This window comes from Rhodococcus sp. 3258, from assembly GCF_031456475.1.
GTDB classification, from domain to species: Bacteria; Actinomycetota; Actinomycetes; order Mycobacteriales; family Mycobacteriaceae; genus Rhodococcoides; species Rhodococcoides fascians.
On sequence record NZ_JAVDUT010000004.1, the window covers coordinates 433314 to 456435 of the forward strand.

26 protein-coding genes are annotated in these 23122 nt (G+C 65.7%); 12 read left to right on the forward strand and 14 right to left on the reverse strand.

Annotation, left to right across the window (positions count from 1 at the left end; genetic code table 11):
- Window positions 1-4: 4 nt before the first annotated feature.
- On the reverse strand, window positions 5-526 hold the full coding sequence (locus J2X62_RS15655) for a CGNR zinc finger domain-containing protein (protein ID WP_027496903.1): 522 nt from the start codon (window positions 524-526) through the stop codon (window positions 5-7).
- Between the two features lie 25 nt (window positions 527-551).
- On the opposite strand from J2X62_RS15655, the gene J2X62_RS15660 reads away from it, so the two are divergent.
- Window positions 552-749, forward strand: coding sequence for a hypothetical protein (locus tag J2X62_RS15660; protein WP_143536241.1), 198 nt, complete (start codon window positions 552-554; stop codon window positions 747-749).
- On the opposite strand, the gene J2X62_RS15665 is transcribed toward J2X62_RS15660, so the two are convergent.
- Genes J2X62_RS15665 through J2X62_RS15675 form a run of 3 tightly spaced genes read right to left on the reverse strand, consistent with a single transcriptional unit; the run spans window position 701 to window position 5006 of the window.
- Window positions 701-1696 (reverse strand): iron-siderophore ABC transporter substrate-binding protein, encoded by a 996-nt coding sequence (locus J2X62_RS15665; RefSeq protein WP_310181599.1) that lies wholly within the window; start codon window positions 1694-1696, stop codon window positions 701-703. The genes J2X62_RS15660 and J2X62_RS15665 overlap by 49 nt on opposite strands.
- A gap of 44 nt (window positions 1697-1740) precedes the next feature.
- Window positions 1741-3012 (reverse strand): class I SAM-dependent RNA methyltransferase, encoded by a 1272-nt coding sequence (locus J2X62_RS15670; protein ID WP_027496901.1) that lies wholly within the window; start codon window positions 3010-3012, stop codon window positions 1741-1743.
- Entirely contained in the window at window positions 3009-5006 is a 1998-nt protein-coding gene (locus J2X62_RS15675) for an APC family permease (protein WP_032365101.1), read from the reverse strand. Before J2X62_RS15675 ends, J2X62_RS15670 begins: the two co-directional genes overlap by 4 nt.
- 180 nt (window positions 5007-5186) lie before the next feature.
- On the opposite strand from J2X62_RS15675, the gene J2X62_RS15680 reads away from it, so the two are divergent.
- Window positions 5187-5852, forward strand: a complete 666-nt coding sequence (locus J2X62_RS15680) for a TrkA family potassium uptake protein (protein WP_027496899.1) — start codon at window positions 5187-5189, stop codon at window positions 5850-5852.
- A 49-nt stretch (window positions 5853-5901) separates the two neighbouring features.
- Window positions 5902-6561, forward strand: coding sequence for a TrkA family potassium uptake protein (locus J2X62_RS15685; protein ID WP_027496898.1), 660 nt, complete (start codon window positions 5902-5904; stop codon window positions 6559-6561).
- On the opposite strand, the gene J2X62_RS15690 is transcribed toward J2X62_RS15685, so the two are convergent.
- Window positions 6535-7233 carry a DUF3159 domain-containing protein gene (locus J2X62_RS15690; protein WP_051365378.1) on the reverse strand — a complete coding sequence of 233 codons (699 nt, stop codon included), beginning with the start codon at window positions 7231-7233 and terminating at the stop codon, window positions 6535-6537. The genes J2X62_RS15685 and J2X62_RS15690 overlap by 27 nt on opposite strands.
- 73 nt (window positions 7234-7306) lie before the next feature.
- On the reverse strand, window positions 7307-7684 hold the full coding sequence (locus J2X62_RS15695; RefSeq protein ID WP_027496896.1) for an OB-fold nucleic acid binding domain-containing protein: 378 nt from the start codon (window positions 7682-7684) through the stop codon (window positions 7307-7309).
- 167 nt (window positions 7685-7851) lie between these two features.
- On the opposite strand from J2X62_RS15695, the gene J2X62_RS15700 reads away from it, so the two are divergent.
- Window positions 7852-8562, forward strand: coding sequence for an alpha/beta fold hydrolase (locus J2X62_RS15700; protein WP_027496895.1), 711 nt, complete (start codon window positions 7852-7854; stop codon window positions 8560-8562).
- A gap of 6 nt (window positions 8563-8568) precedes the next feature.
- Here the strand turns inward: J2X62_RS15700 and J2X62_RS15705 are convergent, their stop codons facing one another.
- Both J2X62_RS15705 and dut read right to left on the reverse strand, forming a co-directional pair.
- Window positions 8569-9396: a DUF3710 domain-containing protein gene (locus J2X62_RS15705; RefSeq protein WP_027496894.1), complete on the reverse strand. Its 828-nt coding sequence runs from the start codon at window positions 9394-9396 to the stop codon at window positions 8569-8571.
- 78 nt (window positions 9397-9474) lie between these two features.
- On the reverse strand, window positions 9475-9942 hold the full coding sequence (gene dut / locus J2X62_RS15710) for a dUTP diphosphatase (RefSeq protein WP_222086766.1): 468 nt from the start codon (window positions 9940-9942) through the stop codon (window positions 9475-9477).
- A gap of 196 nt (window positions 9943-10138) precedes the next feature.
- Between dut and J2X62_RS15715 the strand changes: the two genes are divergently transcribed.
- Window positions 10139-10633 carry a DUF3093 domain-containing protein gene (locus J2X62_RS15715; protein ID WP_032370616.1) on the forward strand — a complete coding sequence of 165 codons (495 nt, stop codon included), beginning with the start codon at window positions 10139-10141 and terminating at the stop codon, window positions 10631-10633.
- A gap of 86 nt (window positions 10634-10719) precedes the next feature.
- On the opposite strand, the gene J2X62_RS15720 is transcribed toward J2X62_RS15715, so the two are convergent.
- Entirely contained in the window at window positions 10720-11022 is a 303-nt protein-coding gene (locus tag J2X62_RS15720; protein WP_027496891.1) for a DUF4193 domain-containing protein, read from the reverse strand.
- Between the two features lie 545 nt (window positions 11023-11567).
- Here J2X62_RS15720 and cei point away from each other — a divergent pair.
- Window positions 11568-12248, forward strand: a complete 681-nt coding sequence (cei, locus tag J2X62_RS15725; RefSeq protein WP_027496890.1) for an envelope integrity protein Cei — start codon at window positions 11568-11570, stop codon at window positions 12246-12248.
- Between the two features lie 48 nt (window positions 12249-12296).
- Here the strand turns inward: cei and J2X62_RS15730 are convergent, their stop codons facing one another.
- Window positions 12297-13196 carry an inositol monophosphatase family protein gene (locus J2X62_RS15730; protein WP_371832737.1) on the reverse strand — a complete coding sequence of 300 codons (900 nt, stop codon included), beginning with the start codon at window positions 13194-13196 and terminating at the stop codon, window positions 12297-12299.
- Between the two features lie 198 nt (window positions 13197-13394).
- On the opposite strand from J2X62_RS15730, the gene ppgK reads away from it, so the two are divergent.
- Complete coding sequence (ppgK, locus tag J2X62_RS15735; RefSeq protein ID WP_048318496.1) at window positions 13395-14219, forward strand: polyphosphate--glucose phosphotransferase; 825 nt, start codon at window positions 13395-13397, stop codon at window positions 14217-14219.
- Window positions 14220-14379: 160 nt separating this feature from the next.
- The gene (locus tag J2X62_RS15740; protein WP_032365052.1) at window positions 14380-15708 is read left to right on the forward strand and encodes an RNA polymerase sigma factor; all 1329 of its coding nucleotides are present in this window, start codon (window positions 14380-14382) and stop codon (window positions 15706-15708) included.
- Between the two features lie 78 nt (window positions 15709-15786).
- On the opposite strand, the gene J2X62_RS15745 is transcribed toward J2X62_RS15740, so the two are convergent.
- Together J2X62_RS15745 and J2X62_RS15750 are read right to left on the reverse strand one after the other, a co-directional pair.
- Window positions 15787-16146 (reverse strand): DUF952 domain-containing protein, encoded by a 360-nt coding sequence (locus J2X62_RS15745; protein ID WP_027496886.1) that lies wholly within the window; start codon window positions 16144-16146, stop codon window positions 15787-15789.
- Between the two features lie 71 nt (window positions 16147-16217).
- Window positions 16218-17147, reverse strand: a complete 930-nt coding sequence (locus tag J2X62_RS15750) for a DMT family transporter (RefSeq protein ID WP_052054722.1) — start codon at window positions 17145-17147, stop codon at window positions 16218-16220.
- A 233-nt stretch (window positions 17148-17380) separates the two neighbouring features.
- Here J2X62_RS15750 and J2X62_RS15755 point away from each other — a divergent pair, with 233 nt between their 5' ends.
- On the forward strand, window positions 17381-17575 hold the full coding sequence (locus J2X62_RS15755) for a hypothetical protein (RefSeq protein ID WP_027496884.1): 195 nt from the start codon (window positions 17381-17383) through the stop codon (window positions 17573-17575).
- Window positions 17576-17723: 148 nt separating this feature from the next.
- Here the strand turns inward: J2X62_RS15755 and J2X62_RS15760 are convergent, their stop codons facing one another.
- A complete protein-coding gene (locus J2X62_RS15760; RefSeq protein ID WP_027496883.1) occupies window positions 17724-19463 on the reverse strand; it encodes a DEAD/DEAH box helicase in 1740 nt (579 codons plus the stop codon).
- A gap of 191 nt (window positions 19464-19654) precedes the next feature.
- On the opposite strand from J2X62_RS15760, the gene J2X62_RS15765 reads away from it, so the two are divergent.
- The gene (locus tag J2X62_RS15765; protein ID WP_052053314.1) at window positions 19655-20755 is read left to right on the forward strand and encodes a YihY/virulence factor BrkB family protein; all 1101 of its coding nucleotides are present in this window, start codon (window positions 19655-19657) and stop codon (window positions 20753-20755) included.
- A gap of 38 nt (window positions 20756-20793) precedes the next feature.
- On the opposite strand, the gene J2X62_RS15770 is transcribed toward J2X62_RS15765, so the two are convergent.
- Window positions 20794-21030 (reverse strand): DUF3039 domain-containing protein, encoded by a 237-nt coding sequence (locus J2X62_RS15770; RefSeq protein WP_027496881.1) that lies wholly within the window; start codon window positions 21028-21030, stop codon window positions 20794-20796.
- A 91-nt stretch (window positions 21031-21121) separates the two neighbouring features.
- Between J2X62_RS15770 and J2X62_RS15775 the strand changes: the two genes are divergently transcribed.
- Both J2X62_RS15775 and J2X62_RS15780 read left to right on the forward strand, forming a co-directional pair.
- Entirely contained in the window at window positions 21122-21490 is a 369-nt protein-coding gene (locus J2X62_RS15775; protein WP_027496880.1) for a DUF3099 domain-containing protein, read from the forward strand.
- A gap of 45 nt (window positions 21491-21535) precedes the next feature.
- The gene (locus tag J2X62_RS15780) at window positions 21536-23020 is read left to right on the forward strand and encodes a class I SAM-dependent methyltransferase (protein ID WP_310181817.1); all 1485 of its coding nucleotides are present in this window, start codon (window positions 21536-21538) and stop codon (window positions 23018-23020) included.
- The last annotated feature ends 102 nt before the right edge of the window (window positions 23021-23122 follow it).

The window sequence follows — 23122 nt, forward strand, 5'->3', positions numbered from 1 at the left end:
AGCGTCAGGATGCGGCGCGGGCTCGGTGTCGGCGGACTGCGTCCCGATTCGAGCACACGGTTCCGCAGTACCGCTGCCGTCCGGTACGTGAGGTGTCGGCGAAGGCGGTCGTGCAGTCGGCTGCGGCGCACCGATGGAGTCTGTCCATTCCGCGACCGGTCAAGTGCAGCGCGGTACCGACACCGACCAGTGCCCTGATGACGCCGCCCAACGCGATGTTGGGGTCGCGATAGTGCATGTGCCAGCCGTCGTCGGCATGGTTGGTCAACCGTGGGTACGCGGATGCCTGTGCAAGGAGGGCGTTCAGGGCCTCGGCCCGCTCCTCGGCTGTCTCTGCATCCACCACGCGAGCCCACTCGCGGAGAAACTCGAGTGTGTCCGCGAGATCGGCGTCGGTGGCAGTCCAGTCGGGAACGAGGCCGGCGTCGATGCAGCGGGCACCCAATTCGCTCGGCGACGTGGGTGGCCGGTTGAGGAGGTCGATGCCCAGTTTCACGGCATATTCTCCGTAAGGGTTGATGTGCACAAGACCATTACATCACAGTGGATGCATGGACATCGAACACAGCAGACACTCCTGGACCACCCGCTCGCTCCACGACACCAGCGAAGGCCTCGTCGGCTACCAGGGCTGCCACTGCGGAGCTCAACGCATCGTCTCGGTACCCGCGCAGACGTTCGCCCCGGTTGCCGAAGTGGATCACCCCAGCACGTTCGCCACCGCAGGCACCACCGTGTCGAGTGCATAGCCGATGGACAGCGCCGAGTTGGTGGCGTAGGACTTCGCGACTTCCGGGTCGTCGAACACGACGTAGCGGCCGTCCGCGACAGCCGGAATCCGTTGGAACAGCGGATTGTCGGTCACCTCGGACGGCGCCTTCTGGATGGGGAAGACGATCAGTACGTCGGCGTCGAGCAGGTCGAGCTCCTCCCCGGAAATCGGAACCGAGAAGCCGCGCGGCGGAAGAGAATCGATGATCGGGCTGGTGACGAAGCCGAGCTTCTTCATGAACTCGAGTCGACTGTTCGACGAGATGTATGCGCCGTATCCGGTGCCGCTGTAGGCCCCGACCACCGCTGTCTTGCCGGCGAATTCCGGATGGGCAGCGGCCGCTGCATCGAAACGGTCGGCGATTCCTGCGAGCAGCGCGTCCCCTTCGGATTGCTTGCCGAGTGCCGTGGCCACCATCGTGACCTGCTGCTCCAGCGTTGTCAGGTAGTTGTCCGCCCCCGCCGGCATACCCACCGTCGGAGCAATGGCTGACAGCGTGGCGTACCGATCGGCATCACCGGAGCTCTTGGTGTCGAGGATCAGATCCGGCTCGAGCGCCGCGACCTGCTCGAACGACGGCTCCTGCGTCCCGATGATCTGCGGTGGTGCGTCGTAGAGCCCGGCCGCCCACGGACCGACGCCGTCGCCGCCGAAGGCGAGCCAGTCGCTCGCACCGACCGGTGAGACACCGAGCGCCAGTGCGGTTTCCGCGTCGCCCCAGCCGAGCGCGACGACGCGCTGCGGGGCACTGTCGACGGTCACGCCGCCGAACTCGGTATCGATCGTGACAGGGAACGCAGCCGCCGATCCGTCGGACGGCGCCTCCGATCCGGGTCCGTCGTCCCCGCCCGACCCACACGAGACGACGGCGGTCAGGAACAGCAGGGCGACCGACACAGCACCGACGGTGCGACGAATTCTCACCCGAGAAACGGTACGTCAGACTCGCCAAGATTGGTGAGGCAACCCTATTTACGGACGAAGCGGCCGATACATTCGACGTGGCTGGTCAGAGGAAACGCGTCGAACGCGCGCACGTCCGTCAGCTCGTAACCGGCTGCCCGGTAGAGGCTCGCGTCCCGCGCGAACGATGCCGGATCGCAGCCGATGTGGACGATCGTGCGGGGAGACCGCGTCGCGAGACCTTCGATGACGTCGCGTCCGGCACCGGCTCGCGGCGGATCGAGTACCGCCACCGCCACCGATTCCGGCAACGAATCCATCGATCGCTCGACCCGGCCCGGCGCGAACGAGACCTGAGCAAGGTCGTGCAGCGCCGAACGCCCGTCCTCGGCGGCCCGGCGCGAGAACTCGACGCTGGTGACTCGTCCGCTCGATCCCACCCGCTCGGCGAGAGCCGCCGCGAACACGCCGACACCGCCGTAGAGATCCCATGCGCCGTCACCCGGCTCGGCGTCCGCCCAGTCGCGCACGACGTCGGTGTACACCTGGGCCGCTCCCTTGTGCGCCTGCCAGAAGCCGGTGGCATCGAGTGTCCACGGCCGCGCCGAGACGAATTCGGTGACGCGACCCGACCCGATGACAGCCTTTTCCGGCCTGGCCCGGGACGACGCCGCTCGACGCGCCGACGCACCGCGGCGGCCCGGAGACCGGCGTCCGGTTCGCGTCAACTGGGCCGGTGCCACCTCCACCACATGGCGTTCACCCGTACCGTCGAGGACCACCTGCAATTCGGCACCTGCGCGCCACTCACGGCCCGACAATCCGTCGAACGCAACCGGATCCATTTGCGGGCACGACAACTCCGTGACGATCGAACTGCTTCGATAGCGGTGGTAGCCGGGCCGTCCACCCGAATCCACTGCCAGCCGAACACGGGTCCGCCATCCGATGCCGTCGCCGGTGCCCGGCAACTCCTCGACCGGAACGTCCCGCTCGATGCCCGCGACGCGGCGCAGCTGTTCGGCGACGACGGAGGACTTGAGTCGACGACCGGCTTCGGGGGTCGCGTGAGAATAGTCGCAGCATCCCGAACCACCGGGCCCGGAGATGGGGCAGCGAGCGTCGATGCGGTCCGGAGACGCGGTGAGGATCTCGATCGCGTCGGCGCGGCAGAACGACCCACCGCGATCCTCGGTCACCTTGGCCATGACGCGTTCCCCCGGTAGCCCGTGGCGAACGAACACCACTCGACCTTCGTGACGGGCCACGCAGAACCCACCGTGTCCGGGAGCGCCCAGTTCGACGTCGAGCACCAGCCCGAACCAGTTCTCGGTCATTTGCCCGCCGGCGGTTCGTAGCCGCGACGCGATGCACCCGGCGCATTTCCGAGCACCTCGCGCCTGGCCTTCTCCGACGAGCGCAGCTGCCACGGAACGCTGGTGACCATCACGCCGGGTTGAAACAGCAGTCGGGACTTCAATCTCAGCGCACTCTGGTTGTGCAGGACCTGCTCCCACCAGTGACCGACGACGTACTCGGGGATGAAGACGGTCACCACATCACGTGGTGAGTCGCGTCGAACTCGTTTGACGTAGTCCAGAACCGGCTTGGTGACTTCGCGGTAGGGCGATTCGACGACCTTGAGGGGTACCGAGACGTCACTGGCCTCCCATTCACGCACCAATGCTCGGGTGTCCACCTCGTCGACGTTGACGGTGACGGCTTCGAGAGTGTCGGGCCTGGTCGCGCGTGCGTAGGCGAGAGCCCGCAGGGTCGGCATGTGCAGCTTGGACACCAGCACGATCGAGTGCGTGCGGCTGGGTAGTACGCCGTCCCACACCTCGTTCTCGAGCTCGCGCGCCACGGTGTCGTAGTGCTTTCTGATCATCCGCATCAGGATGAAGATGGCCACCATCGCCACGATCGCGATCCAGGCTCCGGCAGCGAACTTGGTGATCAACACGATCACGAGAACGGTCGCCGTCATGGCCAGACCGACGCTGTTGACCACCCGCGAGCGCTGCATCCTGCCGCGCTGCTCGCCATCGGTCTCGGTTCGGAGCAGGCGGGTCCAGTGCCGGATCATGCCGGTCTGGCTCAGGGTGAACGAGACGAACACACCCACGATGTAGAGCTGGATGAGCTTGGTGACCTCTGCTCCGAACACCACGACGAACACGATGGCTGCACCGGACAGGAACAGGATGCCGTTACTGAAGGCAAGGCGATCGCCGCGCGTGTGCAACTGTCGGGGTAGATACCGGTCCTGAGCGAGCACCGAGCCCAGCACGGGGAAGCCGTTGAATGCCGTGTTCGCGGCGAGTACCAGGATCAACGCCGTCACGGCGGTGATGAAGAAGAACCCAACGGGGAACCCGCTGAACACTGCCTCCGCCAACTGCGCGATCAACGTCTTCTGGTGGTAGCCATCCGGTGCCCCGATCAGCTGCGTCTCCGGGTCCATCGCGTACTTGATGCCGATCTTCTGCGCCAGCACGATGATGCCCATCAACAACGTGATGCCGATACCGCCGAGCAGCAACAGCGTGGTTGCCGCGTTGCGGGACTTGGGTTTCTCGAATGCAGGCACCCCGTTACTGATGGCCTCGACTCCGGTCAGCGCCGCGCAACCCGACGAGAACGCCCGCGCGACGAGGAACGCGAACGCAATCCCGTACAGATGCGAGTCCTCCGCTTTCAGATCGAACGTCGCCGACTCGGCGTGAATGTCGTCTCCGAGCACGTAGACCCGGAACAACCCGTAGCCCAACATCAGGAACATGCCGCCCATGAAGGCGTATGTGGGAATGGCGAACGCGGCACCCGACTCGCGGATACCGCGCAGGTTGATCGACGTGATGAACACGATGGCCACCACCGCGAACAGCACCTTGTGCTGCGCGACGAAGGGTACGGCCGAACCGATGTTCGACGCGGCCGCCGAAATGGAGACCGCCACGGTCAGCACGTAGTCCACCAACAACGCACTACCCACGGTCAGACCCGCCGCAGGACCGAGGTTGGTGGTCGCGACCTCGTAATCACCACCGCCGGACGGGTAGGCGTGCACGTTCTGCCGGTAGCTGGCGACCACCACCGCCATCACGACACAGACCGCGAGACCGATCCACGGAGTGAACGTGAGCGCCGATATCCCGGCCACGGACAACACCAGGAAGATCTCTTCGGGTGCGTACGCAACCGAGGACATGGCGTCCGAGGCGAACACCGGTAGCGCGATTCGCTTGGGTAGCAAGGTATGACCGAGCTTGTCGCTGCGGAACGGCTTACCGAGAACCAGCCGCTTTGCGGCAGTCGAGACCTTGGACACGATCAGAAGCGTAGGCCGTCGGGTCGCCGGCGGCGCAACCACGCGCCCTTTGACTTCCATCCGATGCCCACCCACGGTCGAGCCGGTGACGAATCCCCGATACGTTGGTGCTCGCATGCACACGGTGGCAATGTCGTCGGCAGTGTTGGTCGGCAATCGAGATCGGGACGGAGCTGGGCGTTGTACGTAGTTGTGATGGGGTGTGGCCGTGTCGGCGCATCGCTGGCCGGAGCGCTCGAGCGCATCGGGCACGAGGTGGCGATCATCGACCGCGACGAAACCGCGTTTCTGCGCCTCGACCCCGACTTCGGCGGGCATCGAGTAGTCGGTATGGGATTCGACCGAGATGTGTTGGTGCGCGCCGGAATCGAGAAGGCGGAGGCATTCGCAGCCGTATCCTCCGGTGACAATTCCAACATCATCTCCGCGCGCGTCGCGCGCGAGACGTTCGGCGTCGAGAAGGTCGTCGCCAGGATCTACGACGCCAAACGCGCCGCCGTGTACGAGCGCCTCGGTATTCCGACCGTGGCCACCGTGCCGTGGGCGACCGACCGGTTTCTGCACAATCTTCTGCGGGATGACCCCACCACCAAGTGGCGAGATCCGTCCGGGAGCGTCGCGGTGGTGCTGCTCGACTTCCACGATGCGTGGATCGGCAAGAAATTATCGGTACTCGAGGATGCGACCCGGTCGCGGGCCGCGTTCGTCATCCGTTTCGGCACCGGACTGCTGCCCGACAAGCGCACCGTGATCCAGGCAGGCGACGAGGTGTACGTCGCTGCCGTCTCGGGGACCGTCGCCGAGGCCATCGCATTGGCCGGCAATCCGCCGCCGTCGGACGACTGATGCTCGCCCGTACGTTGTTCTCCTCCCCCATCGACCCGAACGGGAAGCCATGAAAGTCGCCATCGCCGGTGCCGGCGCAGTCGGCAGATCCATTGCACGCGAATTGATCCGAAGTGAGCACGAGGTGATGCTCCTCGAACGCAAACTCGACCACGTCGATCAGACCGCAGTACCCGAGGCCGAATGGGTGCTCGCGGACGCCTGCGAGTTGAGTCTGCTCGAGGCCGCCCATCTCGAGAACTACGACGTGGTGATCGCCGCTACCGGCGACGACAAAGCGAACCTGGTGCTCAGCTTGCTGGCCAAAACCGAGTTCGGCGTGAACCGCGTGGTGGCCCGGGTCAACGACCCCAGAAACGAATGGCTCTTCGATGCGGCCTGGGGTGTCGATGTCGCAGTCTCGACCCCGCGCATGCTGGCGTCACTGGTGGAGGAGGCCGTCTCGGTAGGCGATCTGGTCCACCTGATGACATTCCGCAAGGGACAGGCAAATCTCGTGGAGATCACTCTGCCCGAGAACACGCCCCTGGCGGGCAAGCCGGTACGCAAGCTCCAGCTACCGCGGGACGCAGCACTGGTGACGATTCTTCGCGGTGGCCGTGTCATCGTTCCGCAGCACGACGATCCGCTCGAAGGCGGTGACGAGTTGCTCTTCGTCGCGGCGAAAGAGGTGGAGGACGAACTACGTGCTGCGGTCGGTCTGACCTGACGGCAGCTCGTCGGCCTGTTCGTCGTTCGATGCGAGGTCGAGCGCTCGATCCGCTTGACGCACCGCCCACAGAGTCACCAGTAGGGCTACGCCGGTCAGGGGCCACCCCATCCCGATCCGTGCCACCGCGAGCCAGCCGGTCTGGTCCGAGTCGTAGAGCTGGGACTGAACGATGTAGCGCGCAGCGAACACCGACGCCCAGGCGATGGTGGCCACGTCGTAGTAACGAACCGCAGACCGCTCCCGACGCCACGACGTTCCCTTGCCGTTGAGGTAACCCCAGATGACGCCGACGAGCGGCCACCGGGCGAGTACCGACAGCACGAACGCCCCGCCGTAGACGAGTGATGTATAGATGCCGAACAGGAAGTAGCCCTTGGCGTCCCCGGTGCGGTACGCGATGAAAGCGCAGATGCCGACGCCGAAGAATCCGGAGATGGCCGGTTGTATCGGGCTGCGGCGTACCAGCCGCCACACCAGAACGGCCGCGGCGACACCCAACGCAGCCCACAGAGCGACCGACAGGCCGAAGTAGCTGTTGAACGGGACGAAGACGACCACGGGCAGTGTGGAATATACCAATCCGCTCACACCGCCGAGCTGCTCGAGCACGGTGGGGGCGGCGGTCTTCACGGCGTCCGGCGTCGACGTGTCGGGTACCGGTTCCGGCATGTTCGACGTTCTCGGGTGCGGCACTGCATCGTCGCTGTTCGTCACGAGAACGAGAGTGCCATACCGGGGACGATCAGTTGTCGTCGCGCAGTTCGTAGTACGGGTTGTAGACGATCTTGCGTCCATCGCGTTCGCCGACCCGGCCACGCACCAGGACCGTCTTGCCCGGCTCGATTCCGGCAATCTTGCGCCGGCCGATCCACAGGAGAGTCACTGTGTCGGTGCCGTCGAAGAACTCCGCTTCGATGTTGGCGTTCGCGGCCTTGGAACACGCTTCGACGCTGCGTAGACGACCCAACATCGTGACCTCTTCGCCACGCGAGCAATCGCAGGCGCGTCGGGCTCCGGACGCTTCGGAGGATTCGGCCATCTCCTCGGCGTCGAGCTGATCGATGTCCTCGGTCAACTTTCGCGTCAAACGGCGAAAGTATCCTGCGGCAGCGGGTGCCATTGTGCGCTCCTGCGGGTGGGGGTCGTCTCGCAGCTCCACTCCTGGGAGCAGTTGCGGCGACCTGGGAGTTTCCCTCGTCATAGCTGGTACTTCGCCACTGTAGACCCGATCCGGCGCGCTGACCAACCACCGCCACGCCGTCGAACGGGGGCGTGCACAATCGTCTCGTGCACACCCGATTCAAGACCTCCACCGCGATCGTTCTACCGGGGACGGGATCGGACGCGCAGTTCGCACAGGAGGCATTCGGGCAGGCGTTCGACGTTGTGGGATTGGCCACTGTCGCCGTGGAACCCGACCCGACCGGCGTGGTGGGGAGCTATCTCGGTGCACTCGACGAGGCTGTACGCGCGCACGGTCCCGTCGTGGTCGCCGGAATCTCACTGGGTGCAGCCGTCGCGGCGCACTGGGCCGAACGCAACCGCTCGAGTGTCGTCGCGTTGGCGCTGGCGCTGCCGGCGTGGACGGGCGATCCCACCGGCTCACCGGCTGCACTGAGTGCACGGTTCACGGCTGGGTCGCTTCGCGAACACGGGCTCGACAGCGTCACGGGGACCATGGCCGAGTCGAGCCCAGAATGGCTCGCGCGCACCCTGGCGCGATCCTGGGCGTCGCAGTGGCCGGCGCTCCCCCGCGCGTTGGACGAGGCGGCCTCGTACCGAGGCCCGGAGTTGGACCGTCTCGCGCGGATCGACGCGCCGACCGTCGTGGTCGGCGCGGTGGACGACCCGGTGCATCCGATCGCGGTTGCGGAGCAGTGGGCTCGCGCCCTGCCGAGAGGCGTACTGCGGACCGTGACTTTGACGGACATCGGACTCGACCCGGGGGTCCTGGGCCGAGAAGCCGTCGACGCTCTGACCGCGGCGCACGACGTCTGACGCCGATCAGCCCCCCAGTTGCTGAATCGCCGATCCGGACGCTCCGCGGCGCGGAGCGCGCTCGGCACCGGGTTGTTCGGCGTTCGGTTGCGGAGTCGACTGCTGCTGCGCCGCATCGGTGTTCGCATCAGGGGCGGTGGGCTGCGCCGGCGCGGCCTGCTGCGCTGCTTGCTGCTGCGCGGCAGCCGCCAGTTGCTCGGCCAATACCTGCGGCAGAACCACCGGCAACGGAGTACGCACCGGGTGTGGATCGGTGCCGCGGTCGACGACGGTCTGTCGAAGAATCGAGTGCGCGAGCTGGACCAGGGGCTGGCCCTCCGCCACCGCGCCCGACGGCCCGGCGAGGACGCATCGAACCATCCAGCGATACCCGTCGACACCGATGAAGCGCAGATCGGCGTTGGCGGTGACACCGACCAACTCGCGGCCCCACGGTCCGGTCTCCACGGTCGTCTCGGCCTTGTCGTTGCGGAGCGATGTCGCCAGATCGGCCGCCACCTCGCGCCACTGCCCCGGAGACTTCGGGGCAGCGTAGGCGGCGATGGTGATGCGCCCGAACTGGGTGACGATGTGTACTGCCTGCGGGCTGCCCGCCTGAGACATCTCGACCTGCAGTTGCCCGCCCTCGGGGAGAGGGATCAACACAGAGCCGAGATCCAGCCGGTTCGCCGCGACGCTCTCGCGATCCTCGTCCAGATCACCGAGATCGTGGGGCCCCTCGACGGTGGTGTCCGCGGTCGCATCGTCGTTGTCGTCGTCGCGGCCGTCGACGAATGGCTCCGCGCTGGACGCGGAGGCACTGCCGGCGTCGTTCTTCTTACGCCGTCCGAACATGTTCAGCTCTCTTCTTCTCGGTTGCATTCAGTTCGCTGTACACCGACGACCGTCGCGACAGACGCACTACGTAGGACGTCACTGCACCAGACTCGCATGTCCGCCGGTCGAGCCGTGACCGCCGTCCCCTCGAACGGTGTCGTCGAGTCGATCCACTTCGACGAACTCGACCAATTCGACGCGCTGCACCACCAACTGAGCGATTCGATCGCCGCGATCGAGCACGATGGGCGTCCGGAGATCGTGGTTGATCAAGCAGACCTTGATCTCCCCGCGGTATCCAGCGTCGATGGTGCCAGGGGTGTTGACGACCGACAGTCCCGATTTGGCCGCCAGGCCCGAGCGCGGGTGGATCAGCCCCACCATCCCGAGGGGCAAGGCCACCGCAATCCCCGTGCCCACGAGAACCCGTTCGCCGGGAGCGATCGTCACTGGGGCGGTGATCCGCAGATCCACACCCGCGTCACCCTCGTGCGCACGCGTGGGAACCGGTAGATCTGGGTCCAACCGGCGAAGTCGAACCTCCCCGGGGCGGTCCCGGGGCACCTCGAGCTGGTCGCCGGAAAGCGTGTTGCGGGACTCGATGACTTCGTCACTCACGTCGAACGAGACTACGCTGATCTGCTTCGCCGTCGGCGCGGCGACTACCCTGGGTGGGGTGACTGCAGATCGACAGGCCGATCGGGCGAACCCCGAGTCCGACGACCCCACCTCGCGTGCCGGTTCCCCCGGCTCGGAGTCGGTGCTCTACGCCGAACGACTGTGGGTACCCCTCTGGTGGTGGGTGGCCGGCGCAGCGCTGGCGGTACTACTGGCAGCGGAGGTACACATGGGTGCCCCCGGTGTTCGCGCCTGGCTGCCCTACGTGTTGCTCCTGCCCCTGGTCGCCTGGGCTCTGGTGGCGTTCAGCAGGTTACGTGTGCAGGTGGTGGCCACCGATCCGAGCTCTGACTCGACCGGGTCGTCGTCCGCCGGCCTCGAACTACGGGTCGGCAAAGCGCATCTGCCTCTCGATGTCGCGTCCAAGGCAGCCGTGGTGCCCGCGACAGCAAAAAGTGCGGCGCTGGGAAGGCAGCTGGACCCGCTTGCCTTCGTACAGCACCGCACCTGGGTGAAACAGATGGTGATCGTCGTACTGGACGACCCGGACGACCCGACGCCCTACTGGTTGATCAGCACCAAGCGGCCGGAGGATCTACTCGCCGTGCTCAGTGCCCACGGCGTGGAAGCCCGCTGACCCAGCCGTCGGACTCTCGCTGCGAAACCTCACTGCCCGGCCGCTCGGCCGGGCATCGGCTGCCCTCGATCAGGGTCTGCCGTCGATCAGGCAGCGCAGTCCCGGCACATGAGGACACCGTTGGCATCGCTGGCCAGTCGACTGCGGTGGTGCACCAGGAAGCAGCTCGAACAGGTGAATTCGTCCGCCTGCTTGGGAACCACCCGGACCGAAAGCTCTTCGCCGGACAGGTCGGCACCCGGGAGCTCGAAGGACTCGGCGGTGTCTGACTCGTCCACATCGACGACTGCGGACTGCGCCTCGTTGCGGCGAGCCTTCAGTTCTTCGAGAGAGTCCTCCGAGACGTCGTCGGATTCTGTTCTTCTCGGAGCGTCGTAATCGGTTGCCATTGTTCTCGTAACCCCTCATCTTCGTGCGTGTGTGTGGTGGAAGCTGCCGGTGTGGTCGGCTTGTGGCCGTCGGCTGTGAAGAGGGCGCTTGCTCGCTCCCACCGATTTGATTCTCGATCGAACAGGTTCATCACGCGGTGCCGGAAACTACACCGGGTAGTTCCCGAATTCCGCCGGTTGAAACTCGATCGAGATTTCGCTCACCTGATCGACGATTCACCGGCAGCTTTCTGTTTCTTAAGCACTGCGGCCGCCAGACAATAGCCGACGCCGACCCCAAAGCCGAAACCGAATCGCCGATCACTTCATTGCCTCCGTGCACGCCGCATCAACACCGAGATCACCGGCTTCATTCCGCAGTCCGCAGAAGCAGTTCTGCTGCTGGTTTTCGCGGTGCAAACGGGTCGCGTGCACTGCTTTCGGCAACCTCGCGGCCGAGTGTGCCGTCGCCGAGGACCGCGGGCATCTACAGTAGGCACGCGTCGGTGTGAACCGACTCCGTGTACCGGTCTCGGCGACTGCCGACGGAAAGGCGAAGAATCACTGTGGTTTCTCTGATCACCGAAGGCCAGCCGGTCGACGACCGCGGCCGTCCGTTCCGTCGACGCCGCGCACTTCCGATCATCGCCGTGTTCGCAGTACTCGCTCTGCTCGCTGTGGTCGTGTGGGTCAAGGTGTTCACCACCACCGAGACGACATCGGCCACTGCCGAATGCAACACCCCGACCACGACCGCTGCCACCGACGGAACGCAGCCGGTTGCCCTCGGCGAGGAAGTCGACCCGACGACACTTCTCGACGTCGAGCCTGCCGCCCTGTCGGCATCGAAGGTACGAGTGTTCAACGCCAACGGCGAACGCGGCCAAGCTGCACACGTGGCGGCTCAGCTCAGTGACTACGGCTTCGCGAGCGCTCCGGACGTGCAGGTGGGCAACGATCCCGTCTACGTCGACCAGAACATGCAGTGCCAAGGCCAGATCCGATTCGGATCCGCGGGCATCGGTGCCGCGAGCGCAGTGTGGCTCCTCGCACCGTGTGCAGAACTCATCGAGGACTCGAGGACCGACGACTCGGTGGATCTGGCACTCGGCACCTACTTCAGCGAGATTCAGCCGAACGACGACGCAGAGGAAGTGCTACGCACGCTGGCGGGCGCAGCCCCCGGTGCCGCGCCGCAGCCCCTCGACCCCGATCTGCTCGCCGCCGCGCGTCAGTCTCGTTGCTGAGTCGATCGCGCTGCTGAGACGGTTGCACTGCTGAGACGGACCAGTCCGTCAGCTCGGAATCGGATCGAGTGCGCCGACGAGTCGTAGGGCGGCAGTCAGGGGTTCGGCGATTCCCGGGGCCATCGCCACGGTGACGACGCCGTCCGCACTCGTCGACGTCGCTGCGGGCACATCGACGAGGGCTCCGGCCTCGGCAGCGATCAGCGACCCCGCCGCCCAGTCCCACGGGCTGAGCCCGTGCTCGAAGTGTGCGTCGACGGCACCGGACGCGACCATGCACAGATCCAGTGCTGCAGAACCGATTCGGCGAATATCTCGCACCTTCGGCAGCAGTTCGGCGATGATCGCGCCCTGCGCCGCGCGGCGTCGTGATCCGTACCCGAATCCGGTGGCCAACAACGTCATCGACAATTCGTTCACACCCGAACACTGCAGCCGTTCGATACGACCGTCTGCGTACCGAGCCGTCGAACCGTGCCCCTGCGCGGCGGAATAGACCACGTCGCGGGCCACGTCGACGACGGCCCCTGCCACGCTCACTCCGTCGATCTGCACCGCAACAGAGACCGCGTACGCAGGAATTCCGTACATGAAGTTGACGGTTCCGTCGATCGGATCCAGCACCCATCGAACTCCGGCGACGGATTCGTCCCCGCCACCTTCCTCCTCGCCGAGGACGGCATCGCCGGGACGCAGCTGCGCCAGCAATTCGCGAAGAACACGTTCGGTTTCGGTGTCCACGACGGTGACCGGATCGGTCGGTGTGCTTTTCGTCTGCACGGCCTCTGCCTCCGCGTCGGCACTGTCACCGAACACCTGCGGACGACGCGTTCGCACGTGTTCGGCTGCCTCCGTGGCAACCCGAACGGCGACCCCGCGCAGTGCCTCCACATCACGTGTCGTCGGTTCGGTATCCGACCGTTCTACGGTTGCCGGCGTCTGCGGCAATTGCTCAGTGGCGGTGTGGGTCTGCGTTCCGTCATGTTTCGGCACGCGTACATCGCAACACACTTCGCCGGCGCGGCACCACCGCGGCACTCGGCGGGCCGTCCGCTACAGCGTCGGCGTCACGCCGACGAACGGACGGCACTATTGTTCCGAAGCGACGGCACACACGAATTCGATCAGGCCAGGAGCGGCATCGACATGACACAGCCAGGTTCGGACAACAGCACCGCGGCGACGGCCGAGCGTCACGGGTTCGGCGTCGACGTCGGTGGCAGCGGCATCAAGGGCGGCATCGTCGACCTGAACACCGGTGAGCTCGTGGGCGATCGCTACAAGATCGAGACGCCTCAGCCCTCGACCCCCGACGCCGTCGCGCGGACCGTGGCCGAGATCGTCGCTCATTTCGAGTGGACCGGACCGATCGGCGTCACTCTGCCCGCGGTGGTCACCAACGGTGTGGCTCGTTCGGCCGCCAACATCGACAAGAGCTGGATCGACACCGATGCGCGCGCACTGTTCGCGAAGGCCATCGGAAACGAGAACATCACCGTCCTCAACGACGCGGATGCCGCCGGGGTCGCCGAGGACAAGTACGGCGGCGGCAAGGGCAAGGACGGGGTCGTCGTTCTGCTCACGTTCGGCACCGGGATCGGTTCCGCCGTTCTGCACAACGGGGTTCTGCTGCCGAACACCGAGTTCGGACACATGGAGATCGGTGGCAAGGAAGCCGAGCATCGCGCGGCGTCCTCGGTGAAGGAGAACAAGGGGCTGTCCTACAAGGAATGGGCAAAAGAGGTCTCCACCGTGCTCGCGACGTTCGAGGCGCTGCTGTGGCCCGACCTGTTCATTGCCGGTGGCGGAATCAGTCGCAAGAGCGAGAAGTGGATTCCCCACCTGACCAACCGAACTCCGGTGGTCCCCGCGACCCTGCTGAACACGGCGGGCATCGTCGGAGCGGCCCTCGCTGCGGACAGTGCCGTCGCGTCTGCCGAGACCGGTACATCGGCTGGATCTCCGCACTGACACGCGGTGTCGCCACCTGCGAAGGACGAGGGTAGGTAACAAACTCCTGAGAGGTCGTTACAATGGTGTGTGCCGGTACGCAGCCGGCCGAATCCGAAGACCTCTCCGCCGGAAACAACTCTGGCGTGACGCCGCACGACTTCGTCACGAAAGGGCGTACGTGGCAGCCACCGATATCCGTCAGACCGTAGATTCCGAACCTGGAACTGCGACACCTGAACCTGCTGTCAAGGCACCCGCCGCGAAGGCACCGGCTAAGAAGGCACCGGCCAAACGCGCCGCCGCCAAGAAGGCACCGGCCAAGAAGGCCGCAGCGAAGAAGACAGCAGCTCCCGCCACCGGCGATGACGTCGACGAGAGCACCCCGGGAATCGAAGACATCGACATCTCCGAAGGTGATCTCGCCGCCGCAGCGAACGACGTCGTCGAGGTCGTCGCCGCAGGCGACGACACCGAAGAAGACGCAACGAGCGAGCCGACCGCCGAGGACAAGGCGTCGGGAGACTTCGTCTGGGACGAAGAGGAATCCGAAGCGCTGCGTCAGGCCCGCAAGGACGCCGAGCTCACCGCATCGGCGGACTCGGTCCGCGCGTACCTCAAGCAGATCGGCAAGGTCGCCCTTCTCAACGCCGAGGAAGAGGTCGAGCTCGCCAAGCGGATCGAGGCAGGACTGTTCGCCGTCGAGAAGATGCGCGAGTCCGCGGAGAAGGGCGAGAAGCTCCCCGTCGCCCAGCGGCGTGACATGACCTGGATCTGCCGTGACGGCAACCGCGCCAAGAACCACCTGCTCGAGGCAAACCTCCGCCTCGTCGTATCGCTGGCCAAGCGCTACACGGGCCGCGGCATGGCGTTCCTGGATCTCATCCAGGAGGGCAACCTGGGTCTGATTCGCGCAGTCGAGAAGTTCGACTACACCAAGGGCTACAAGTTCTCGACGTATGCCACCTGGTGGATCCGCCAGGCCATCACTCGTGCCATGGCAGACCAGGCCCGCACCATTCGTATCCCGGTGCACATGGTCGAGGTCATCAACAAGCTCGGACGCATCCAGCGTGAGCTCCTGCAGGATCTGGGCCGCGAGCCCACTCCCGAAGAACTCGCCAAGGAGATGGACATCACGCCCGAGAAGGTGCTGGAGATCCAGCAGTACGCTCGCGAGCCGATTTCCCTCGACCAGACCATCGGTGACGAGGGTGACAGCCAGCTCGGGGACTTCATCGAGGACTCCGAAGCTGTCGTCGCGGTCGACGCGGTGTCGTTCACGCTTCTGCAGGATCAGCTTCAGTCGGTGCTCGAGACGCTCTCCGAGCGAGAAGCAGGCGTGGTCCGCCTGCGCTTCGGCCTCACCGATGGACAGCCCCGCACCCTCGACGAGATCGGGCAGGTGTACGGAGTCACCCGCGAGCGAATTCGTCAGATCGAGTCCAAGACGATGTCGAAGCTGCGGCACCCGTCGCGGTCCCAGGTTCTGCGCGACTACCTGGACTGACAATCTTCGAACGACAAGCGACCGTCGATCTTCGGATCGGCGGTCGCTTCTCGTTGCTGGCGACTGCCAGGCTTTCGGTCAGAGCACGGGCGTCCCGAAATCCCCGGCTGGCCCCGGTCGGTACTCGACGGCGGCAGTGACGGCCACGAGCGGTAGCGGTCCGTACAGGTGCGGAAACAGCATCGACTGCGGGTCGGACGGCACACCCGGCTCCCACTGCACCGGCGCACTCAACCGCGCTGGGTCCAGCGCCAGCAGCACCAGATCGGTGCGTCCTGGGAAGAGCCGGTTCGCGGGCAGATGCACCTGCTCGGGCGTGGAGAGGTGAACGAAACCCAGTTCGGCGAACGACTCCGGCGTGTACTCGGTACCGCCCCGGATTCTCGACCACTCCTCCGTGGTGCACAGATGTACGAGGACGTCGGTTCGTTCGGTCACACCGCCATTGTGCCGGGTTCTCGGGGCCTCGTGTCCCCTACCCCGCGCGTCCCCGAGCCGTGTCCTGGAAGTCAGGGCGGGGGCAGCGTGGGTGCCCCACCGCGCGTTCGGCCCGGCAGGCCGCCGAGCACCACTGCGGCGATGACGGCAAGGATTCCCAGGGACTCGAGCAGCGTCGGCACCTGGGTCAGCACCACGGCACCGACGACAGTCGCGGTCGCGGGCAGCAACGCCAACAGCAACGCGAAGCGAGCCCGACCCACTCGGACCAGGACGTACTGGTCGAGAACGTACGGAACGACGCTCGACAGCAATCCGACGCCCAGGCCCAGAACCCAGATGCGCCAGTCGCTCAGAACGTCGGTGTGCGCGAATGCGAACGGTGCGAACAGCGGCACGGCGAGAACCACCGATGCGATTCCGAAACCGGCGGCCATGTCGTCGAGCCCCTGCCCGGCGTCGGCCACGGACTTGCCCAGCACGATGTACGCCGCCCACAGAGCCGCCGAACCGAGCGCGAACGCGATTCCGATCAATCCCACCTCGCCGCCCTCGAACTGAGCCGACGCGATGGCAGCAACGCCGGCGACCACCAGAACGACCGCGAGTGCATCGGTGAGCTTCCGAGATCCTGCTGCGGCGACGACGATCGGGCCCAGAAACTCGATGGCGACCGCCGCACCCAGGGGCAGCCGAGCGATGGCCTCGTAGAACATCACGTTCATGCCGATGGTGGCCGCTCCGAACGCGGCGGCGGTCACCGCGCGTCGTACCGTCCATACGGACCCGGCACCGCCGCGCCGACGCCACGGCCTACGCCAGGCGATCAGGACGACAGCAGCACCGAAGCCCCGCAGCCAGGCCACCGCAGCCGGGTTCACCGTGTCGAACAGGAACACTCCGATGGCCGCACCGACGTACATGCATACGGCACCGATCACGAACAGCGACGGGATACCCAGCCTCGAAGCGCCGGACAGCGAGGAAGAAGTCGAAGCCACACCGGGACCCTACTGCCGCCACCCGTCCGATTCCGGATCAGCTGTCAGCGAACAGGATCCACGGCGTTCCTGCTCGTAGGACATGTTTCGTGTTAGTGACAACACAAAGAAACGCGCTCGGGAACAACGCGTGACCGCCATACGTCTGACAGAGTGAACGAACCGCGCCATACCGACGCGGCGGACCGGCCCCAGGCGAACGGGACATACCCGCAAGCCAGTACGGAGGAGTCATGCCCGGAACATTGACCAGCCCACAATTGACAGCAGCGGACCGGTGCGACCGGTGCGGTGCAGGGGCTCGCGCGCGTGTCGTGCTCTCGACCGGTGGAGAGCTTCTCTTCTGCGGTCACCACGCCACCGAGCACGAAGCCCGCTTGCGTGAAGTGAACGCAACGGTGATGACCGAATCGGACTCCACGGTGTAACCCACCGACTCGTCGGGGGACGCCAGTTCGCCACAGCTGTACCGATACAACTGCATCAACGCACGATCACAACGACGGACGGTCTCTGGACCGTCCGTCGTTGTCGTGTCACCGGCACAGTCCGCCGGCAGCACTCGTCCGTCGGGTGCTACATCTTGCGCAACTGTGCGATTCGCTCACCCAGCTGCTCCGCCGATGCCATCGCCGTCGGCGGGCCACCGCAGATTCGACGCAGATCGCCGTGAATGACGCCGTGCGGCTTCCCCGTCCGGTGGTGGTACACCGCAACCAAACTGTTCAATTCCCGCCTCAGGCCGGCCAACTGGCCGGCACTGGTGGCCCTGTCGTTGACGACGGCAGGCGCGGGGACCGCCGGGCCCGCAGCGGGTTTGTCGATCTGCTCCTGCTGACGCTGGCGAAGCAGGTCGCGCATCTGCGTCGCGTCGAGCAGGCCGGGGAGCCCGAGATAGTCGGCTTCTTCGTCGCTGCCCGAGAACGTCGCGGTCCCGAACGAGGACCCGTCGTAGATCACCTGATCGAGCTCGGCATCCGCGCCGAGGGAGGTGTACGCCTTCTCTTCCTCGCCCAGCTCGTCCTTCTGCTTGTTGGCGTCGGCCAGCAGCTCGTCGTCGAAGCCGTCCTTCTCGCGGTGGGGCTTGCCGAGAATATGGTCGCGCTGAGCCTCGAGCTGTGAGGCGAGGTCGAGCAGGACCGGTACCGACGGCAGGAAGACGCTCGCCGTCTCGCCCTTACGGCGTGATCGCACGAAACGACCGATTGCCTGCGCGAAGTACAGCGGAGTGGATGCACTGGTGGCGTAGACGCCGACGGCGAGACGCGGAACGTCGACACCCTCGGACACCATGCGAACGGCAACCATCCACCGCTGATCACTCTTGCCGAACTCGGCGATACGAGCCGAGGATGTGGGGTCGTCGGAGAGGACGAGGGTCGGCGTCTCCCCCGTGATCACCTCGATCAGCTTGGCGTAGGCCCGCGCCACCGTCTGGTCGGTCGCGATCACGAGACCACCTGCGTCGGGCATACCGCCCGACCGCAACTGTGCCAATCGTGTGTTCGCAGCCAACAGCACCGCAGGCATCCAGTCGCCCTGCGGGTCGAGGGCGGTACGCCAGGCCCGTGCGGTCTGCTCCGCATTCAGCGGCTCGCCCAACCGAGCGGTGTACTCCTCGCCTGCGCTGTCCCGCCACCGTGCCTCCCCGGAATACGCGAGGAAGACGACCGGGCGAACGACTCCGTCGGCGAGGGCGTCGGAGTAGCCGTACGCGTGATCGGCCTTCGACCGCATCAGGCCGTCCTGATCCGGTTCGTAATTGACGAACGGAATGGGACTGTCGTCGCTGCGGAACGGAGTACCCGTCAACGCAAGGCGTCGGGTGGCGTCGCCGAACGCTTCGCGGATGCCCTCGCCCCAGCTCTTCGCGTCACCACCGTGGTGGATCTCGTCGAGGATCACCAGAGTCTTGCGGGCCTCCGTGCGCACTCGGTGCTTGAACGGATGCGAGGCGATCTGGGCGTAGGTCACCACCACACCGTGGTAGTCACTCGAGGTCTGCCCGGTCGAGTTGGAGAAGCGTGAGTCCAACGCGATGCCCACCCGCGCCGCCGACTCGGCCCACTGATGCTTGAGGTGCTCGGTGGGTGCCACCACCGTCACCTGATCGACGGTGCGGTGCGCGAGCAGTTCGGCGGCGACGCGCAGGGCGAACGTGGTCTTACCTGCACCCGGGGTCGCCACCGCCAGGAAGTCCTTGGGCGAGGCGACGAGATACTTCGTCAGCGCGCGTCGCTGCCAGGCACGTAGAGGTGCCCCGCCGGCGACGGGCGCAGCCGTCTGATCGGTGGATGGTGGTGTGGGATCGAACATGTCAGCGCTCACTGGCCGCCGGTTCCTGGCATCGATGTAAATTCCTCGCGCTCTCGGTAGCCCTGCAGTGTCCGCCGAGGAGCCTATCGCTCCGTACCGACGGATCCCGCATCGCTGGGGTGATGTCGGACGCGACACGGCGCGTCGGTCGTTAGGCGAAGTCGGCATCGGTCAGGAATGCTGGAGGCACCATGAGCGAGTCTGCAGGCCCAACTCCCACGCCGCCGCGATTGTCGGCGAGAAACCCGCTACGTGCGGTGTGGAAAGTGACTCTGCGCACGCTCGGCAAGGCCTGGGACGATTCGATCTTCAGCAAGGCCGCGACCGCCGCCTTCTGGCAGACGCTGTCGCTACCGCCCCTTCTGCTCGGGGTGCTGGGCAGTCTCGGTTTCGTCGGAGGATGGTTCGGCCCCAACACCGTCGACATCATCGAGTCGAAGATCATCACCTTCAGCAACACGCTCTTCAGCAGCAGTGTCGTCGATCAGATCATCGCGCCGACCGTCCGAGACGTACTCGCACAGGGCAGTGGCGAAATCGTCTCGGTCGGCTTTCTGCTCTCGCTGTGGGCGGGCTCGTCGGCGATCTCGACGTTCGTTGACTCCATCGTCGAAGCACACGGACAGGCCGACGCTCGAAATCCCGTCTGGCAGCGGTTCTTCGCGCTGCTCCTGTACGTCGGCTTCCTGATCATCGCGGTGTTCGTGCTTCCGCTCGTCGCACTCGGACCGGTGTACGTCCAGCAGATACTGCCCGATTCGTGGCTGACCGTCGGCAGCGAACTCGTCGACTTCCTGTACTACCCGGCCGTCGGCTTGCTGCTGATCATCGGCCTGACCACGTTGTACAAGCTGGCGTTGCACACGTCACTGCCCTGGCATCGTCTGCTCGGCGGAGCACTGCTGGCCGGGGTGTTCTTCATGATTGCCAGCGCCGTACTCCGCCGGTACCTGACCTGGGTCACCAGCACCGGCTACACCTACGGTGCGCTGGCAACTCCGATCGCGTTTCTGCTCTTCACGTTCTTTCTCGGCTTCGCCGTGGTCCTCGGAGCCGAGTTCAACGCGACGATCCAGGAGTTCTGGCCGGCCAGAGCAACCCGAATGGATCAAATGCGTGAGTGGCTCGCAGCGCAGGCAGCGGCGGACGACAAGCCGTCGGGACCGGTGACCGCGGTAGCACGGCGTTTGGCTACAGGCCCGATCAAAGTCACAGGGCCGATCAAACCCGCAGGGCCGATCGGAGTCGTCGGCGATCGGCAGCGATCCGACCGGCCCGAACCGTCTCAGTGACGGTCGGGCCCGGCGGAGTCACCGTCGAACGTGAGCCGTCACTCGCCCTTCTTGAGGCCCTCGTAGACCTTTTTGCAGTCCGGGCACACCGGTGAGCCCGGTTTTGCAGACTTGGTGACCGGAAACACCTCGCCGCACAGCGCTACCACATGGGTACCCATGACGGCGCTTTCGGCGATCTTGTTCTTCTTGACGTAATGGAAGAATTTCGGCCGGTCATCGTCGGTGGTTTCGTCCGGAGCGATGTCGGGACGGTCCTTCGTCTGAGTGCTCATGAACACAGATTAATCCGTCGCCACACTGTGTTCGAACCGGTCGCACAGCTCGTCGTATGCAATCTGTGAGCGGTAGTGCCACAGTGGAGGTATGACGAGAACCCCAGGGTTCGACGGAAGCGCGTACAGCGACTCGCCGGATGGGCCCGTCCTGATCACCGAGGCGCAACAGTCGGTGGAAGAGCAGCACAAAGCGCGTGTCCGCAAGTACATGTTCATCATGTCCTTCCGCATACCGGCCTTGGTGCTCGCTGCACTGGCATACGGAATGTGGATGAACCCATGGATATCCATGGCGATCGTCGGTCTGTCCATTCCGCTCCCATGGATGGCGGTGTTGATCGCGAACGATCGGCCGCCGCGTACCAAGGACGAAATGAGCCGGTACGACTACCGGACCATCGACAGTCCGGCCATCGAATCGAGCAATCACCGCGTGATCGAAGCCGGCGAGGACTGACAGGAAGCCGACAGGCGGTGCGACACTTGCTCGGTGAACGCACAGATTTCTCCGTCCCCACTGGTCGCTGCCGCCGCTGCCCTCCGTGAAGCCTTCGATCGCGCGGGTTACGACGCCGACGGCGTCCTGAGGTTGCTGGGCTCTGACGCCCACGCCGCACTGGGACGCAGCGAACCGGTACCGGTCCGCAATGCGAGCCTCGGCGGGGGCGGAGATCTGGGTGTCTTGGTGCGATTGTTCCTGCTGGTCGACGACTGTCCCGAGGACGAGGTCGCGGCCGCTCTCGCACCGCTGACCGTCTCCGAAGCCATCTCGGCCGGCATTCTCGCTCGTACCGGATCCACGGTGCGCACCCTGCTCGACATCCGGCCCCTCGACGCCGGGCACGGAACCCGGTGGATCGTCTCCGATCCCGACGGCAGCATGCGCGTCGCCGACACGGCCACCGATCATGTGCTTGGCGTCGGCCAGGCGTCGCTGTCGTTGTTGCGCGGTACACCGACCTCGCCAGTGGACACCGTCCTCGACGTCGGAACCGGATGCGGCGTCCAAGCCGTCCACGCGTGCGACTACGCAACGACGGTCACCGCGACCGACATCAGCCCGCGTTCGATGGATCTGGCGGCAGCGACGACGGCCCTCAACGGTCTCGACGTCGAATTGCTGCACGGTTCGTGGTTCGAGCCGGTGGCCGGACGTACGTTCGATCGGATCGTCGCCAATCCCCCGTTCGTCGTGGGACGAGCCGAAGTACTGCACTCGTACCGAGATTCCGGCCTCGACCTCGACGGTGCGAGCGCATTGATGATCGCCCAGGCACCCGAGCACCTCACCCTCGGTGGGACTGCTGCCATCCTCGCGTCGTGGGTGCACATCGAGGGCGAGGACTGGCGTACGAGAGTGGCGTCCTGGCTTCCCGCCCACGGCGTCGACGCCTGGGTGGTCGAGCGTGACGTGGCAGACCCCGCTCTGTATGTGGGCACCTGGATGCGCGACGGCGGTTTGGACCCGCGCGACCCCGATGCGGCCGCGGTGGCCCAGTCCTGGCTCGATCATTTCGCCGCCGCGGGTGTCGAGGGCGTCGGTTTCGGGTTCGTCTATCTACGCAAGACGGACTCTCCGACGGATCTGCTCGCCGAGGAGTTGACGCACGGGTTCTCCGACCCGCTCGGGAACGAGTCGCTCGAGTATTTCTCTCGGCTCGAGTGGCTCCGTGACAACGACATTCTCGACTCGGTATTGACTCTCGACCCCAACACCGCGCTCGAACGGGTGTTTCTTCCCGGCGACGAGGGCTGGGCTCCGGTGGCGATCCGTGTCCACCGCGGAAACGGACCACAGTGGCAGCACGACGTCGACGAGCTCGGTGCCGCGCTTCTGGCAGGCCTGCGTCCGGGTGGGCTCGCGGTGGGCGAACTGGTCGAGCTGCTCGCCGCCGCGCACGGTGAGGATGCCGACGAACTGGCGGGGAATGCGGTGACGCTGATGCAGGGTCTGGTGCGGCACGGACTCGTGTTGCCGGCTCGCTGAACGGACCTGGGGCTGCGCTGCCGTTCCCGCTGCGAACGTTCTCAGCAACTTCTCAGGACGGACCCGCCGTATTCCCTGGTCAGGCGGGTATCACAAGGATCG